Genomic DNA, 15534 nt, shown 5'->3' with positions numbered 1-15534 from the left:
TTGCATTCTTTGCTTTTTCATCTAAACCTGAGACAGCGCCTCGCTTAATACGGCAATGGCCTGCTTTACTTCCTCATCGGTCGTTACAAACGAAGGCAAGAGTCTCACTACTTGTGGACCAGCCATCAGCAGAATGACTCCTTTTTCCCGTGCATACGTGACCAGCTCACCAGCAGGAATCGTTAGCTCCACACCGAGAAGCAATCCTTTTCCCCGAACCGTAACCACTTTGTCTGGATGCTCTGCCTTGAGCTTCTCCAGCTCTTTGATCAATACATCATGGATATGGGCTACCCGCTCCAAAATCTGCTCCTCTTCCATCGTCGTAAGCGTTGCGATTCCAGCAGTTGCTGCCAATGGATTCCCGCCAAAAGTAGTACCATGCGTACCTGGAGCAAACGCGTCTGCTACTTCCTTAGTCGCGACAACCGCTCCAATTGGGAACCCACTTCCCAAGCCTTTTGCCAATGAAATCGCATCTGGCTTCACGTCATATTGTTGGAAAGCAAACCATGTACCCGTGCGACCAATCCCAGTCTGTATCTCATCGATTAACAGGAGCAATCCGTGCGCATCGCACAATTCACGCAGCGCCTTCACCCAAGCCTCTTCTGCTGGATGTACGCCACCTTCACCCTGAACCAGCTCCAGCATTATCGCGCATGTCTTGTCTGTAATGGCTGACTTGACTGCATCGAGGTCGTTGTAAGGAACAGTGACAAATCCTTGCAGCAATGGTGCAAATCCGTCCTTCACCTTTTCCTGTCCAGTAGCCGTTAGGGTAGCCAATGTCCGTCCATGAAAAGACTGTTCAAAGCTGATGATTTCGTAACGGTCGGTCCCTTTAATTTTTTGTGCATAGCGGCGGGCGAGCTTGATCAAGCCTTCATTCGCCTCCGCCCCACTGTTGCAGAAAAAAGCCTGATCCAGTCCAGACAGACGGCTCAGTTTTTCCGCCAAAATCTCTTGCTGAGGAACATGCACCAGATTCGAGCAATGCCACAACGTATCGAGCTGTTCGTGCAGCTTTGCTGTTACTTTTGGCGGGACATGCCCTAGCGAGGTCACGGCAATTCCTGAGGTAAAATCGAGATATTGCTTGCCTTGATCATCCCACACCTGGTTTCCTTGTCCTTTTACCAAACTGACGGGCCATCTCGCATAGTTATTCATGAGATGCACAGGCGCTGTTGTTGTATGCATATTCATTTTCCTCCTCACCTAAACGTAATTGACATTCGTACGTACGGTTGTCCCAACTCCCTGCCCCGCACAAACACCGAGCAGATCATCAGCGGTTCCCCGGCAGATGACTACCTGCTCCACGCCCTGTCCGAGAGCGTCTAGAGCTGCCTGAACCTTCGGAATCATTCCACCAGTAATAATCTCTGCCCGAATCATTTCCTGTATCTCTTCTGCACTTGTAGCTGGCACTACTGCCTTGGTTCCGTCTGGCTGAGGCTGCATGATGCCCGGAACGTCTGTTACCATGATCAGCTTTTCGGCGCTGAGTGCTGCGGCAATCGCTCCTGCGGCTACATCAGCATTGACATTAAATGTCTCTGTGCCATCTTCACTAACGGAAAGGGGAGCAATCACCGGGACATAGCCCTGCCCAAGAATCGCTTTCGGAATGGTCGTATCAGCCTTCTTGATCTCTCCTACCCACCCGAGTGGCTTTGGCGTTTTTGTTGCCAAAAGAGTCTGACCATCGATGCCACTAACTCCCCACGCCTTGGCTCCTGCCTGCGTCAGCCTTTTTACCAGCGCCTTGTTGATACTGCCGCACAAGACCATCTCCACAACACGCAGCGTGTCCTCGCATGTAACACGAAGCCCATCGACAAATTGCGGAGTGATCTGAACTCGATCGAGCATACTGTTAATGGCAGGTCCGCCCCCATGGACGATGACGATCTCTTGTCCTTGCTCCTGTAGTCCAGCAATCGCCTGAAAGAAAGAGGCAGGTAGCTGATCCATGGTGCTTCCGCCACATTTAATCACGACAATTCCTTGCATCTGCTCTCCTCCTCTACGGGTATACTGGTACGAGCGGCAAGCCCGTTTTCTCAGGCAAATCAAACATGACATTCATGTTTTGCACAGCTTGACCGGCTGCGCCCTTCATCATGTTATCGATGACCGACAGCAAGATAACGCGCTTCGTGCGCTGATCAACATGGATGGCGATATCACAGTAATTGGAGCCATAAACTTCTTTCGTATGCGGATGACTGCCTGCAGGACGTACGCGCACAAAAGGCTTATCCGCATAAGTAGCTTCGTATAGCTCCTGGATTTGCGCTTGTGTGACATCAGTGGTTAGTTGTCCGTAAGCCGTGACTAAAATTCCTCGGGTCATCGGCACCAGATGCGGCGTAAATTGAACAAGCGTCTCTTCCCCGCTTTGTTTTTGCAGCTCCTGTTCAATCTCTGGTGTATGTTGATGACTCGCCACTTTATAAGCATGAATGCTTTCATTAATCTCGCCGTAATGAACACCGAGCGATACTCCACGTCCAGCGCCGGACACACCTGATTTGGCATCGACGATCCAACTGTTAGGCTGTACCCAGCCTGTCTTTACCAGCGGAAGCAGGGCGAGGAGCGTAGCAGTGGGATAGCAGCCTGGATTTGCTATGAGACTGGCACCCGCCACTTGCTCTTGATTCCACTCGGTTAAACCGTAAACCGCCGCTTCTACCCATTGGGAAGGGGCAGGCTCATGTTTGTACCACTTTTGGTAGACCGCACCGTTTTCCAGACGAAAATCCCCGGATAAATCAATGACCTTTACGCCTTTTTCGACCAGCTTCGGAGACAGCCCGCTACTTACTCCCGCAGGCGTAGCGAGGAAGATCAAATCGTTCACACCGCTCATGCTGTCTGCATCAATCGGTGACAATGTCGGCAATCCGAGCCCAGCTGCATGTGGAAACGATTTTTCCAAGCTTTCTCCTTCTGATGAACTTGAATATAAATTTGCGATCTCAACATGCGGATGCCCAGTTAAAAGACGGATCAACTCCGCACCACCATACCCCGTTGCTCCAACAATCCCGACCCGAACCATGCTCTCTCCCCTTTATTTCATTCCGTATTTTTATACATGAATAATAATAAAAATCCATTTAGAATACAACACAAAAACTTTTTTAAGCCAAAGAAAAAAGCGCCCGATTGCTCGAGCGCTGGTTTGTTGCCTTGTTTACTTTTTGTCCGCTAACCATGCAGCGATGTTCTCTGCATCTTTTCCTTTGACGAGACCCGGAGGCATTGATCCTTTTCCTTTTTCCAAAATGCCCATGATCTGCTCCTTGTTCAACTGACTACCGATCTTTTGCAAGTTCGGCCCAACTGCCCCTTCCAACGTCTGTCCGTGGCAGCCTGCACAGGTATTTTTGAACATGGTTTCTGCAGTTGCTGCATCATAGCTGCCAGATGGCGTTGTCGAAGGTGTTTCTGTCGCTGGTTTTTCAGCTGCCGGCGTTTCCGTTGATGGTTGTTGTGCTGGCGGCTGTGTTTGCTTGCTGGTACCACAGGCACTTAGCGAGAATGCGAGTACAGCCGCTGTCAAAACGAGTGGAATACGTTTCAAGGCTGTTCCCTCCTTTAATCGGATTTCTTCGCTAAGTATGCCTCCGACTACCACTTCTCATTCTTACGATAACCAATTTAGGACAAAGGAAACTCTAGCGGGCTCCATTCACGTAACTCCAACGTCCGTGCGCCTTCCACGACAACTGGATCAGCCTCAGCCAATTTGCGAGCTTCTTCCAGAGAATCCGCTTTATAAATAACTAATCCGCCAAGCTTATCTGTGAAGGGTCCTGCCATGATCACTTTTCCCTGCTTGTACAAATCATTGATATACGTAAGATGCGCAGGTCTTACTTGAGCATTCAGCTCTTGATTCACGATTGGCAAAAATGCGGCATACAACATGGACGGTTTCTCTCCTTTTTCATGACCTTGCTCTTTCATGAAGTATAACATAATTATGAATACGGACTTTGGTCTGGTAGGATTTTTCCTTTCTACAGCGAACGATTCAAAGGTAGCAAGTAGCAACAGAGAGGCGGATAGGTATGGGCACGCAGATACAGTTATATACATCTCTCTTCCACAACAATCCTGACGCTGTTTTCATGTTCGACATGCAGGGCAGATTCACAGGAGTAAACACTGCTGGTGAAGCATTGGTAGGATACACCTCTCAAGAATTGCTGCACATGCAAATTTGGGAAATTCTCGCTTCTACAGAAGCTCTCGACAGTAAGAAACAACAACAAATCCTCTCTGCAGGAATCCGAAAAAATAAGCATTATCAGTTGCTCCATAAAAACGGGCAGGTTGTGGATATTATCGCTTCCAGCTTTCCCATTTTTCAAGACGGCGAAATCATTAGTCGCTATTCCATTGCCACGAACATCACGCAGCAAAAGAAAATGGAAGAGGTTCTTCACCAGATGCAAGAGAACTTTCGGTTAATATCCGAAAACATTATGGATTTGATTTTTATTGTAAATGTGGATGGAATTATTACCTACACTTCCCCTTCTGTTCAGGCCGTTACTGGTCTCACAATTGATCAAGTGATCAATCAGCATTTTTCGATCTTGATTCATCCTGAGCAAGTAACCAACGCCAAGAACGATTTTGCTCAAATGATGAAGCAGAAGATCACACTTGATGCCGAGTACCATTACCTGCACCCAGACGGAAGAATGTTGCTGTTCGATGTGAAAGGAACACCTGACATTTGTTCGAACGGTCATATTCTCAGCACGGTTTTTGTGGCACGTGATATTACAGAACGTCGGCAATCAGAGGAATTGCTTCGTTACTCTGACAAGCTGTCCGTTCTAGGAGAGCTTGCCGCGGGAATTGCCCACGAAATTCGCAATCCACTTACGGCCTTGAAAGGGTTTATTCAACTCATGGAAGGGGACGAGTTCGCGAATCAGCAATACTTGCAAATTATGCGATCGGAAATCGACCGGATCACTTCGATTACCAGTGAGCTTTTGATAATGGCCAAGCCGCAAGCGTTGCGATTTGCTCCCAACGGCCTTTTGCCATTGCTTTCGTCTGTCATTAAGCTTTTGGAACCACAAGCACTTCTTAAAAATGTATCTATTCTTACTGATTTTCCGCAAGTCACGTCCCTCATTTTGTGTGAGGAATATCAAATCAAGCAAGTCTTCATAAACATCATAAAAAACGGCATGGAAGCCATGCCGTTAGGTGGAAATCTCACAATCAAGGTTGTAGAGCGCTCTTCTGATGTTGTCATCCGAATCAGCGATCAAGGACAAGGTATCCCTGCCGAGCTACTTCCCCGATTAGGAGAGCTTTTTTATAGTACAAAGGAAGCAGGAACTGGCCTGGGGTTAATGGTAAGCTCAAAAATTATTCGCGATCACGGCGGTACAATCAACATCTCCAGTGATGTCGGCAAAGGAACCACCGTATCGATTTTCATACCAAAAGCCTTGAAGCCTTCTGTTTCGTTTAACGATTAATCTGCGCGCGTAGATAGGCATCGATAAACGAATCAATCTCACCATCCATGACTGCCTGAACGTTTCCTGTCTCCATATTCGTCCGATGGTCTTTTACCAGGCTGTATGGGTGGAAGACATAGGAACGAATTTGGCTGCCCCATGCAATATCTTTTTGTTCACCTTGAATCGCGGCCAACGTTTTCTCTTGTTCTTCCCGTTTTTTCTCGAACAATCGTGCCGTCAGCATCTTCATCGCACGCTCCCGGTTTTTAATCTGGGAGCGTTCCGTTTGACACGTCACCACAATTCCAGAAGGCAAGTGAGTAATCCGTACAGCGGAGTCAGTCGTGTTGATATGCTGACCACCCGCGCCACTGGAACGATACGTATCGACTTTCAGGTCTTCTGTACGTATGTCTACCGCATTATCGTCTTCGATCTCCGGCAGGACGTTGCAAGACACAAACGATGTGTGACGACGTCCAGAGGCATCAAACGGAGATATCCGCACAAGACGATGAACCCCTTTTTCTGATTTGAGGTAGCCATACGCATTGTAGCCCTTAATGAGGAGAGTAACACTTTTTACACCGGCTTCATCACCAGGCAAATAGTCCAATGTTTCGACCTTGAAGCCCTTGGCATCCCCCCAACGTGTATACATGCGCAGAAGCATGGCCGCCCAATCCTGGGACTCTGTTCCACCCGCTCCCGGATGCAGCTCCAGAATGGCGTTGTTTTTGTCGTATTCATCACTCAAAAGCAATTCCAGCTCAAAGCTCTCAAATGACTTCCGTAGCTCCTGCGTACTGTCATACAGATCTTGAATGAGAGACGCATCCCCTTCTTCGATGACGAGCTCCAGCATTACCTGGAGATCCTCGTACTGGGAATCCAGCTTGGCCATCGTCTCTACGAGGCTTTTGATGGCATTCAGTTCACTGATTGTCTTTTGCGCTGCATCATTGTCATCCCAAAAATCGGGTGCCAGCATGCGCTCTTCCAGTTCACCGATTCGTTCCTGTTTTACTGGGAGGTCAAAGAGACCCCCTGATATCCGCTAATCGCTTAGCCATGCTAGACATCTCTTGTTTGATGTCCGCAATATCGATTAATGCCATGTTGCGAATCACCTTCTCTTTACGTAAGCTATGTTTTATTGTAACGTAATTTGCCGGATGCGCAAATATGGCAGCATGTCACGTTTAGAAAAGGGACTTCGCCGCTACCCTTTGTCACGTTGCCACCGGTGGTGATGGCGAGGATCTCAGGTCTCGGATTTCATGTGGTTGTTTATTTTCCGCCTGTGGTGCGGCAACCAGATGGAGATGCGTACGCCGAGCTTCGCTTGCTTTCAGCTGATAAGCTTGTCTGATGAAGGCTTGTCGCTTCCAGTTGTGTGTTTTTCGATATTTTTTGGCTAGCGGACTTTCACGCGTTCGATCCACCATTCCATTCGGCGGTGCGATCAAGGCCTCATTCCAATTCGGCTCTGGAATTTCCTCTATCAGTCGCTTGTCCTCAAAGACCGGGTCTTGCGCAGAGATGACTCTCGGTAATTCGATTCCCTCCTCCTTTTCAATGAGCTGTACTTTTTTATTTTCTTTTCCTGTCTTTAGCACTGCTTTTAAGGTAACGGAAATGCGCTCCATAATATTCTTCGTTTGTATCCCCATCACGTTCACTGACGTTCTCATTTGTTCATTCCCCCGTCTTCGTGAATTTTTGGTAAAAGTGTTGTACTTACGATTCTATTTATTTTTCAGATAATTACCACTTGAATCGTTCGATCACATTTACCAGTGTTAGACAAATAGATCCTTAATATCAGACGAGGAAGAATAGATGAGGACGAATACTGTCAAGGCATTAGGAATGGACAAGAAAAAAACATTCCCCTCGTACCGAATTTGCCGATACGAGAAGAATGTTTTGTCATATTGCTTACTGTTTCTTATTTTGACGTTTGCGTTCTTGCTCCTGAGCGCGACGCTGCGCACGGTTTTTCGGATCAGCATCACCGGAGGTCTCCGGATCTGGACGATCAGATGGTCCAGAAGTTTGCAAGTTGTCCGGGTCGATTCCTTGACCGCGAATGACATCCTGACGCTCCAGGTTTTGGCTAACTTCGGCCTTCATGATATACATAGCGACTTCTTCCTGAACAGCAGCCAGCATACCTTGATACATTTCGTATCCTTCGAACTGGTACTCACGAAGCGGATCGTTTTGTGCGTAGGCGCGCAAGTGAATACCTTGACGCAACTGATCCATCGCATCGATGTGATCCATCCACTTGCTGTCGACAGCACGCAGAATGACGACTTTTTCAAACTCGCGAATCGATTCGCCGATTTCTTCTTCACGCTGTTTGTACTGCTTATCGACTTCTGCTTTCAACAGCTCGAGAATTTCTTCTGCTTCCTTGCCTTTCAGCATTTTAGCTGTAACCGTTTCTTCATGGAGGAATCCATTATTGGCAGCATCGGTCAATGCTTGCAGATCCCAATCCTCTGGTACCTCTTCTTTTGGACAATGCAGAGACACTGCACGCTCCATTACTGCGTAGATCATATTCAAAGCAACATCGCTGAGGTCTTCCTGCTCCAGGATGTCTTTACGCTGTTTGTAGACAACCAGACGTTGTTGATTCATCACGTCGTCGTACTGGAGAACGCCTTTACGTGCATCGAAGTTCGATCCCTCTACACGCTTCTGGGCAGATTCCACCGCACGAGTAACCAGGCGGCTCTCGATCGGCATATCCTCTTCCATACCCAGACGATCCATCATATTCATGATATTGTCCGCACCGAAACGACGCATCAGCTCATCTTGCATCGAGAGGAAGAACTGGGACGAACCCGGGTCCCCCTGACGACCAGCACGACCGCGCAGCTGATTGTCAATCCGACGGCTCTCGTGACGTTCTGTACCGATAATATGAAGACCGCCCTGCTCCGCAACACCTTCGCCCAACTGAATGTCCGTACCGCGACCCGCCATGTTTGTCGCAATGGTAACCGCTCCATACACACCTGCACGCGCAACGATTTCCGCCTCGCGCTCATGCTGCTTCGCGTTCAATACGTTATGCGGTACACCTTTTTGCTTCAGCATTTGGGACAAGCGCTCCGAGTTTTCGATGGAGATGGTACCTACCAGGATCGGTTGGCCCTTTTTGTGACGCTCGACAATGTCGTTTACAACCGCACGATATTTGGCTGCCTCTGTTTTGAAAACAAGGTCAGGTGAATCGACACGCTGTACTGGCTTATTCGTTGGAATAACCACAACATCGAGACCGTAAATCTTTTTGAACTCTTCTTCTTCCGTCTTCGCTGTACCTGTCATACCCGCCAGCTTCTGGTACATACGGAAGTAGTTTTGCAAAGTAATAGTCGCCAGTGTCATGCTCTCGCTTTGGACACGCAGACCTTCTTTGGCTTCAATCGCTTGATGCAAGCCATCGCTGTAACGACGTCCAACCATCAGACGGCCGGTGAACTCGTCAACGATCACCACTTCGCCTTCCTGCACCACATAATCAACATCGCGCTTGAACAGCACTTGTGCCTTCAACGCCGCCGTAATATGGTGGTTCAACGTGATATGTGCCGTATCGTACAGGTTGTCGATGTTGAATGCCTGTTCGACCTTGCTCACACCTTCATCTGAGAGGTTGACGATTTTCAGCTTCTCATCGATTGTAAAATCTTTTTCTTCTTCCAGGCGTTTCACAAAATGCGAGCAGATGTAGTACAGCTCTGTCGATTTGTTAGCAGAGCCGGAGATGATCAACGGCGTACGTGCTTCGTCAATCAAAATGCTGTCCACCTCGTCGATGATAGCGAAGAAGAGCGGACGTTGCACCATTTGTTCCTTGTACAGAACCATATTGTCACGCAGGTAATCGAAGCCAAACTCGTTGTTCGTACCATACGTAATGTCACACGCGTATGCTTCGCGTTTTTCTTCAGGGCTCAGTCCATTCTTGTTCAAACCGACTGTCAATCCAAGGAAGTTATACAGCGTACCCATGATGGTCGAGTCACGCTCAGCCAAGTATTCGTTCACGGTAACGACGTGGACGCCTTTGTCCATCAAGGCATTCAGGTATGTCGCCAGTGTCGCAACCAGCGTTTTACCTTCACCCGTCTTCATCTCGGAGATACGGCCTTCCTGAAGCACCATACCACCAATCATTTGGACGTCGAAGTGACGCATGCCCAGTACACGGATCGATGCTTCACGTACAACGGCAAACGCTTCATTCAAAATTTTGTCCAGTTCTTCTCCATTTGCCAAGCGAGCCTTAAACTCAGCTGTCTTCTCCCGCAATTGGTCATCCGAGAGTTCCTTAATCGTTGGTTCCAGCGCGTTGATACTTTCCACACGCTTAAACATTTTCTTTACTTCACGTTCATTGCTATCGCCGAATATCTTTTTAACGAGTCCTAACATGAGGACACCCCTTCCATATACTGCCAAACAAAAATGCACAGCCGGCATGAGTCCAGATAATAAAAAAGGATACCGATTCTACGAAAATAATACTTTCTAAAAAGATATTTTATCAAATAGAGCATCCACTACACAAGTAAAGGGAGTTGCCAATAGCAACTCCCTAGTCTTATACGAATGAGAATGTGTAAAGTTTCGTTATTTTGGTTCAATCAATCCGTAACGCCCATCATTGCGGCGATACACCACACTGACGTCATTGGTGTCACTGTTTTGGAAAACGAAGAAGTTGTGCCCCAGCATATCCATCTGCATGACCGCTTCCTGTGCATCCATCGGCTTCAGATCGAAGCGTTTGGTTCGAACGATATCGATGTCTATGTCCATATCATCCTCATCCACATCCGGGATCATGACTGCTACTGGTTGACTCTCACGCTGTGCGATTCTTCCTGTCGAATCAACCCGAAGTTTCCGCATCAGCTTCGTTTTGTGTTTGCGAATCTGACGTTCCAGCTTTTCTACTACCAGATCGATAGCAGCATACATATCTTCGTGCGTTTCCTCTGCTCGGATAATGACCCCACTCAGTGGGATAGTTACCTCGATCGTGCCCTCTCCGCGATGTACATGCATGGTGACTTGTACTTCTGTAGGCTGTGGAGTTTCAAAATATTTTTCCAGACGGCCGACTTTCTTTTCGACATATTCTCTAAGCGCAGCGGTGACTTGAATGTTTTCTCCACGAATGTTAAATTTCATGGTTCCAACCTCCTTCCGTCTATACATACTTATTCGCCACCTCTGTAAATAATCCTTCCACTCTGCTTAAAAAAATCTTTGCAAATCTTTTACAAATCATCAATATCCGACATTATTTTACCAATACTTACTAGATTCCCTATGCTATAATAGGAGAGGTAGTCATCCCATCCTATATCGCGGTCGTACATCGCACTGGAGGAATCCTCATGGCCGAGGTAAAACCTTCCCATTCACTTATCGGAACAACACTCGCTCAAGACGTCTACAATGAGTTCGGCCTACTTTTACTACCCGCTGGTGCAACCCTTCATCTAACTGATATACGACTGCTAGAGGCTCACCAGGTGGAAGTCGTACACGTTACTACTGACTCGGAAGCACCCGAAATGCCTATTCCTCTCCTTCACTGGAGTGAGGCAGAGGCTGCAAAGGCCTATATGGTAGCCGTACAAAAAACCGAGTATTTATTTAACCAGCTCGCAAATGGGGATACCCCCCGACTGCAACAATTTAGCGACGCTGTTCATCCTATGCTCGACCAAGTTCTTCATCACATGAGATTTCTGCGCTTCATTTATTTGAATGAAGGAACAGATAGTTATACGTATCGCCACTCCCTGCATGTAGGTATCGTGGCAGCTTTAATCGGAAAAATCATAGGATTGCCGCAACGAGAAGTTCACTTTTTGGGCCTTGCAGGTCTTCTCCATGACATCGGCAAGATGAAAATTCCCGATGAGCTACTGTCCAAGCCAGAGCGTTTGACAGACGAAGAGTATACGATTATGAAAAAGCATACCGTATACGGCTACGAACTCTTGCGCACCATGGACGATGCCGACAATTTGCTGGCACAATGTGCTCTGATGCACCACGAACGTTGGGATGGAAGTGGATATCCCCTCGGACGAAAAAAAGATGGCATCCCTCTTGAATGCCAAATCATCAGTGTCGCAGACGTATTTGATGCGATATGCGCAGATCGCGTGTATCGGAAGGGAACCTCTCCCTTTGAAGCAGCGAATGTTCTGTGGGAGTTAGCTTGCACAGGCAAATTAAATCCGATGATTGTCTCTCGTTTTATCCATTACATTATCTTACTTTACATCGGTTCCCATGCGCTTTTGAGCAATGGCGACCAAGTCGAAATCATTATGATTCATACTGATGAACCTATGCGCCCTCTCGTTCGTAGAGGTAATGATTTTATAGACCTGAGACTGCAGCGTTCCCTACGCATTCAGAGAATGATCAGTTAAATACGTTGAAAAAACGAATCCCCCTGTCCGATCAAGGAAACAGGGGGATTTTGCTATTATTTCGTTTATAACTTCCATCACCGTGTGGAATATTTTTTCTCTAGTCCTCTCACGACTACACGGGACAAGAACAACGTAAGGACCAGGTAAACCGCCGCCTCTGTTAAATACGGGGGGTAGCGCTCAAATGTACTTTTCGCCACGTTCATGGCTGCGTAGTTTAATTCCGGTGTCGCGATTACTGCCAGAAGGGATGAATCTTTCAAAAGAGCAATAAACTCATTCCCGATTGCGGGCAGCATTCGTGTAAACGCCTGCGGAAGTATAATTTGGCGCATGGCTAGGCCCTTGTTCATGCCAAGTGATCGTGCCGCTTCCATTTGCCCCGGATCAATGGATTGGATGCCAGCTCGAAAGATTTCCGCCATATAGGCAGCCGCATTGAGCGAAAGCGCGACGAAGCCTGAATAAATCGCTTCCGGGCTGCTCGCTCCCGGATACAGAATCCCCCAAATCGACGGAATCACCGCAAAATGAATCAGCAAAATTTGGACCAGCATCGGGGTTCCCCGAAACAGCTCTACGTAAATGGAACAGGTCCACCGTATCATTCGCTTGGAGGACATTTTCCCCAAGCTGATAAACAACCCCAAAAATGTTCCACAAACCGTAGCCACTGCGGTCAGTAAAATCGTATTAATAATGCCTCGAATAAACAGTTCACGATAGTCGTAGATGACACTCCAGTCCAATGGCTAATCCTCCCTTCTTCATGTCAACAAGCCATGTTGCGAACAAACGCCGGCTACGTCGTAGGGACGCACCCGGCCATTTTGCTGCCTACTTATTGCCAAAGTACTGGGTGTAAATTTCCTGCAGCTTTCCATTTTCTTTTATCTTTTTCAATCCGTCGTTGATTTTGTTCATCGCATCGGTATTGCCCTTTTTCACGATAATTCCGTAAAATTCCTTTTCAAAGGAATCATCTTTAATCAGCTTAAACTTCTTATCTTTTACTTTATTCACATAGTAGGACAAAACGCCATTATCGCCAATCACTGCATCTACTCGACCATTGAAGAAGTCATCGACGGAGGATGGCATGTCATCATAGCCTTTCAAGCCTTCGTACGTATCTCCAAACGCTTTTTTGACCACTTCTTCACCCGTGGTCGCAGCTTGAACCCCGATCTTCTTGCCTTTTAAATCTGCCAGCTTCGTCACTGGAGAATCTTCCGCTACCAGAATGAGTTGATTTGCTTCAAAGTATGAGTCCGAAAAATCGTATTTCTCCTTGCGCTTCTCTGTGATCGTGATGGACGAGATTCCAATATCAACCGTCCCTTTGTCCAGTCCATCAAAAAGTGGGTCCCACCCGGTGTTTTTCCACTCGATCTTGAATCCGCCAGCTTCCGCGATCGCGTTCATTACATCGATGTCATGGCCACTAATCTTGTCAGCCTCAAGCATTTGGAACGGTGGATATGCCGCATCTGTACCGACTACGTACACCTTGTCACTCGCTCCACCACTGCCAGACGTTTGCTGACCACCCGATCCACAGCCTGCGAGGAGTACCCCCACACCGACGACCAACGCGAGCGATTTGAACCAATTTGTCCCGATACGCATTTCGAAATCCCCCTTGTGTCTCTCTATCTGCCCATTTTGTCCCCAGCAATGTCCACATGAAAATCACGGATTTTTTGCGTTCTCCACAGAGTTATCCACATTATCCACATGACCTTGTGCACAAGCTGGGCATAACTATTTTCCTGTATATTCTGCCACTTTAGTACGAAAGTAAGGGGAACGAATGGGGAGAATAAGTGGGTATAGCAGCAAAAAAACAGGATTCATATATACGGGATATAGTTCTATCCTGCATATAAAAATCCTGCTTTTATCTGAAAATAATGAATTATTCTTTTTCCCCCAGAATCACGATCTCTACCCGGCGATTCTTCGCACGGTTCTCCGCGTTGGAGTTGTCCACAAGCGGTTTGTATTCGCCCAAGCCAGCCACTGTAAAGCGAGACGCTGGTAAGGAGTGAACATCCACCATTTCACGCATGACAGAGATCGAGCGCGCCGAGGATAGCTCCCAGTTGGATTGGTAGGAACTGCGCGATATCGGCACATTGTCTGTATAGCCCTCGATTCGCACCTTGTGTTCAAACCGCTTCAAAACCCCTGCTACCGTCCCGACGACTTGCTTCCCTTGGGCCTGTAGGTCTGCCGAACCACTCGTAAACAAGATCGTTTCCGGCAAACGGATACGCAGGCCTTCTTCGGTCTCCTCGTAGTCGAGATTCAGCTCAGCCAAAGCGGAGGATAGCTGGTTGCGTACCGTCTCCATATCGTGCTCACTCGAGTCAGACAGGCCCATTGGCGGCTTCGGCACGTTTACGGTGTCTTCGGAGCCTTCTTCTTTTTCGCCTTTGAGCTCCTTCTGACGAGCCTCCAATTGGTAGACTTCGCGCTGTAGCTCCAGCTTTTGCAAATTGAGTAAATCGAGGCTCTCATGCACCTGCTCCAAGCTCGCTTTTTCCTGTTGGACCTCTTCTTTTTGTGCCTGAATGCTCTTCGTCTGCGTCGCTGCGATAATAATCACGATCACGAACAACAGCGTAATCAGGTCACTGTAGCTAAGCAGCCAGCTTTTCTCTAGCTCCTTTTCGTCGTATAACCGTTCGTCATGCATAGCGGTCCTGCCTTTCAATCGTGCCCTTCATGCTGCCTGCTTCTTTAATCAGCACCAGCTTTTGGTCACCTGGCAAGAATGAGTTCAGCTTTTCAAACAACAAGCGTGGTGTCTCCATGCGCTGGAGACCAATACACCCTTCGATAAAAAGACGCTTTTCAAACATTTCCCGGTCGTACAGATCCATCAGGCGATAGTAGCATGGCAACGCGAACAGATTCGCCAAGAGCGCGCCATACAGCGTCGCTACGACCGCTGCGCTCAGACTGTGTCCGGTCAAGGCCATGTCGGAGAGCGACTTCAGTACACCCGTCATCCCCAGAAGCGTACCAACCAGACCCATCCCCGGCGCCAACAAACTAATAAGGCGGAAGAACCCTGCTGACTGTTGGTAGCGATACTGCTCGCCCTTTAGCTCGTTCTCTAGGATCAGGCGCAGCTCTTCTTCAGGAACACCCTCGATCGCCAGCAAGCATCCGCGTTGGACAAATGAATCGGGTTCTTGTTGCAGCTCCTTTTCGAGCGCGATATAGCCCTGTTCCTTCTGGACGAGCGCGTAATAGTAGAAGCGCTTGATCGTTTCTTCGATGTTGCTTTGCCGGCCGTGGATGAGCAGGCGCCAGATTTTTTTCAAGTCGAGATGCTTGCGTTTCACTGCATAGGACATGACTACGGAGAGCGCGACGAGCTCAACGGCGGTTACGTTGAGGAGATCCGATAGGGTTCCGTTTAGGTAGACCGCGTGTATGAAGATGAGGAGGACGGCTCCGATTAAGACGAGTGAGCGGCGTTTTGTGGTATTCATAATAGTCACCTACTTATACTTGTAAATGTA

The 15534-nt window shown here is 47.9% G+C and carries 15 protein-coding genes; 2 read left to right on the top strand and 13 right to left on the bottom strand.

Annotation, left to right across the window (positions count from 1 at the left end; genetic code table 11):
• Nucleotides 1–21: 21 nt before the first annotated feature.
• The 5 genes from ACQ5DJ_RS21235 to ACQ5DJ_RS21215 all read right to left on the bottom strand — a co-directional run bounded on the left by ACQ5DJ_RS21235 (nt 22) and on the right by ACQ5DJ_RS21215 (nt 3945).
• Nucleotides 22–1203, bottom strand: a complete 1182-nt coding sequence (locus ACQ5DJ_RS21235) for an aspartate aminotransferase family protein (RefSeq protein WP_429844186.1) — start codon at nt 1201–1203, stop codon at nt 22–24.
• Nucleotides 1204–1221: 18 nt separating this feature from the next.
• Complete coding sequence (gene argB / locus ACQ5DJ_RS21230; protein WP_429844185.1) at nt 1222–2019, bottom strand: acetylglutamate kinase; 798 nt, start codon at nt 2017–2019, stop codon at nt 1222–1224.
• 13 nt (nt 2020–2032) lie between these two features.
• Nucleotides 2033–3073 carry an N-acetyl-gamma-glutamyl-phosphate reductase gene (gene argC, locus ACQ5DJ_RS21225; RefSeq protein ID WP_429844184.1) on the bottom strand — a complete coding sequence of 347 codons (1041 nt, stop codon included), beginning with the start codon at nt 3071–3073 and terminating at the stop codon, nt 2033–2035.
• Between the two features lie 135 nt (nt 3074–3208).
• Nucleotides 3209–3598 carry a c-type cytochrome gene (locus ACQ5DJ_RS21220; RefSeq protein ID WP_429844183.1) on the bottom strand — a complete coding sequence of 130 codons (390 nt, stop codon included), beginning with the start codon at nt 3596–3598 and terminating at the stop codon, nt 3209–3211.
• A 77-nt stretch (nt 3599–3675) separates the two neighbouring features.
• Nucleotides 3676–3945, bottom strand: a complete 270-nt coding sequence (locus tag ACQ5DJ_RS21215) for a YciI family protein (protein ID WP_017252257.1) — start codon at nt 3943–3945, stop codon at nt 3676–3678.
• Between the two features lie 143 nt (nt 3946–4088).
• Between ACQ5DJ_RS21215 and ACQ5DJ_RS21210 the strand changes: the two genes are divergently transcribed.
• On the top strand, nt 4089–5525 hold the full coding sequence (locus ACQ5DJ_RS21210) for a PAS domain-containing sensor histidine kinase (RefSeq protein WP_429844182.1): 1437 nt from the start codon (nt 4089–4091) through the stop codon (nt 5523–5525).
• On the opposite strand, the gene prfB is transcribed toward ACQ5DJ_RS21210, so the two are convergent.
• From prfB to hpf, 4 genes are all read right to left on the bottom strand, one after another.
• Nucleotides 5515–6628, bottom strand: a protein-coding gene (gene prfB / locus ACQ5DJ_RS21205) for a peptide chain release factor 2 (protein WP_429844181.1) whose coding sequence is annotated in 2 segments (ribosomal slippage) — nt 5515–6546 and nt 6548–6628 — 1113 coding nt in all. Because the reading frame shifts where the segments join, the coding sequence is not laid out codon by codon here. The genes ACQ5DJ_RS21210 and prfB overlap by 11 nt on opposite strands.
• A 114-nt stretch (nt 6629–6742) precedes the next feature.
• Nucleotides 6743–7204: a hypothetical protein gene (locus ACQ5DJ_RS21200; RefSeq protein WP_429844180.1), complete on the bottom strand. Its 462-nt coding sequence runs from the start codon at nt 7202–7204 to the stop codon at nt 6743–6745.
• 247 nt (nt 7205–7451) lie between these two features.
• On the bottom strand, nt 7452–9971 hold the full coding sequence (gene secA / locus ACQ5DJ_RS21195) for a preprotein translocase subunit SecA (RefSeq protein WP_429844179.1): 2520 nt from the start codon (nt 9969–9971) through the stop codon (nt 7452–7454).
• A gap of 198 nt (nt 9972–10169) precedes the next feature.
• Nucleotides 10170–10733: a ribosome hibernation-promoting factor, HPF/YfiA family gene (hpf, locus tag ACQ5DJ_RS21190; protein WP_429844178.1), complete on the bottom strand. Its 564-nt coding sequence runs from the start codon at nt 10731–10733 to the stop codon at nt 10170–10172.
• 209 nt (nt 10734–10942) lie between these two features.
• Here hpf and ACQ5DJ_RS21185 point away from each other — a divergent pair, with 209 nt between their 5' ends.
• Nucleotides 10943–11995, top strand: a complete 1053-nt coding sequence (locus ACQ5DJ_RS21185) for an HD-GYP domain-containing protein (RefSeq protein WP_429844177.1) — start codon at nt 10943–10945, stop codon at nt 11993–11995.
• Nucleotides 11996–12072: 77 nt separating this feature from the next.
• Here ACQ5DJ_RS21185 and ACQ5DJ_RS21180 read toward each other — a convergent pair whose 3' ends face one another.
• The 4 genes from ACQ5DJ_RS21180 to ACQ5DJ_RS21165 form a co-directional block, all read right to left on the bottom strand.
• Entirely contained in the window at nt 12073–12747 is a 675-nt protein-coding gene (locus tag ACQ5DJ_RS21180; RefSeq protein WP_026043386.1) for an amino acid ABC transporter permease, read from the bottom strand.
• A gap of 88 nt (nt 12748–12835) precedes the next feature.
• On the bottom strand, nt 12836–13627 hold the full coding sequence (locus tag ACQ5DJ_RS21175; protein WP_429844176.1) for a basic amino acid ABC transporter substrate-binding protein: 792 nt from the start codon (nt 13625–13627) through the stop codon (nt 12836–12838).
• A 289-nt stretch (nt 13628–13916) separates the two neighbouring features.
• On the bottom strand, nt 13917–14699 hold the full coding sequence (locus tag ACQ5DJ_RS21170; protein WP_429844175.1) for an OmpA family protein: 783 nt from the start codon (nt 14697–14699) through the stop codon (nt 13917–13919).
• A complete protein-coding gene (locus tag ACQ5DJ_RS21165) occupies nt 14692–15504 on the bottom strand; it encodes a motility protein A (RefSeq protein ID WP_429844174.1) in 813 nt (270 codons plus the stop codon). The genes ACQ5DJ_RS21170 and ACQ5DJ_RS21165 overlap by 8 nt, the downstream gene beginning before the upstream one ends.
• Nucleotides 15505–15534: the final 30 nt, after the last annotated feature.

This window comes from Brevibacillus sp. FIR094 (genome assembly GCF_050477165.1).
Classification (GTDB): domain Bacteria; phylum Bacillota; class Bacilli; order Brevibacillales; family Brevibacillaceae; genus Brevibacillus.
Note: the sequence above shows the minus strand (reverse complement) of the source record. Positions and strands in the feature narration are given on the sequence as shown.

Excerpts from the sequence above, each read along its gene's own strand:
- argB (WP_429844185.1), bottom strand. The coding sequence starts at position 2,019 with ATGCAAGGAATTGTCGTGATTAAATGTGGCGGAAGCACCATGGATCAG.
- ACQ5DJ_RS21175 (WP_429844176.1), bottom strand. The coding sequence starts at position 13,627 with ATGCGTATCGGGACAAATTGGTTCAAATCGCTCGCGTTGGTCGTCGGT.
- ACQ5DJ_RS21235 (WP_429844186.1), bottom strand. The coding sequence starts at position 1,203 with ATGCATACAACAACAGCGCCTGTGCATCTCATGAATAACTATGCGAGA.
- secA (WP_429844179.1), bottom strand. The coding sequence starts at position 9,971 with ATGTTAGGACTCGTTAAAAAGATATTCGGCGATAGCAATGAACGTGAA.
- ACQ5DJ_RS21185 (WP_429844177.1), top strand. The coding sequence starts at position 10,943 with ATGGCCGAGGTAAAACCTTCCCATTCACTTATCGGAACAACACTCGCT.
- ACQ5DJ_RS21215 (WP_017252257.1), bottom strand. The coding sequence starts at position 3,945 with ATGTTGTATGCCGCATTTTTGCCAATCGTGAATCAAGAGCTGAATGCT.
- argC (WP_429844184.1), bottom strand. The coding sequence starts at position 3,073 with ATGGTTCGGGTCGGGATTGTTGGAGCAACGGGGTATGGTGGTGCGGAG.
- ACQ5DJ_RS21210 (WP_429844182.1), top strand. The coding sequence starts at position 4,089 with ATGGGCACGCAGATACAGTTATATACATCTCTCTTCCACAACAATCCT.
- ACQ5DJ_RS21165 (WP_429844174.1), bottom strand. The coding sequence starts at position 15,504 with ATGAATACCACAAAACGCCGCTCACTCGTCTTAATCGGAGCCGTCCTC.
- ACQ5DJ_RS21200 (WP_429844180.1), bottom strand. The coding sequence starts at position 7,204 with ATGAGAACGTCAGTGAACGTGATGGGGATACAAACGAAGAATATTATG.
- hpf (WP_429844178.1), bottom strand. The coding sequence starts at position 10,733 with ATGAAATTTAACATTCGTGGAGAAAACATTCAAGTCACCGCTGCGCTT.
- ACQ5DJ_RS21170 (WP_429844175.1), bottom strand. The coding sequence starts at position 14,699 with ATGCATGACGAACGGTTATACGACGAAAAGGAGCTAGAGAAAAGCTGG.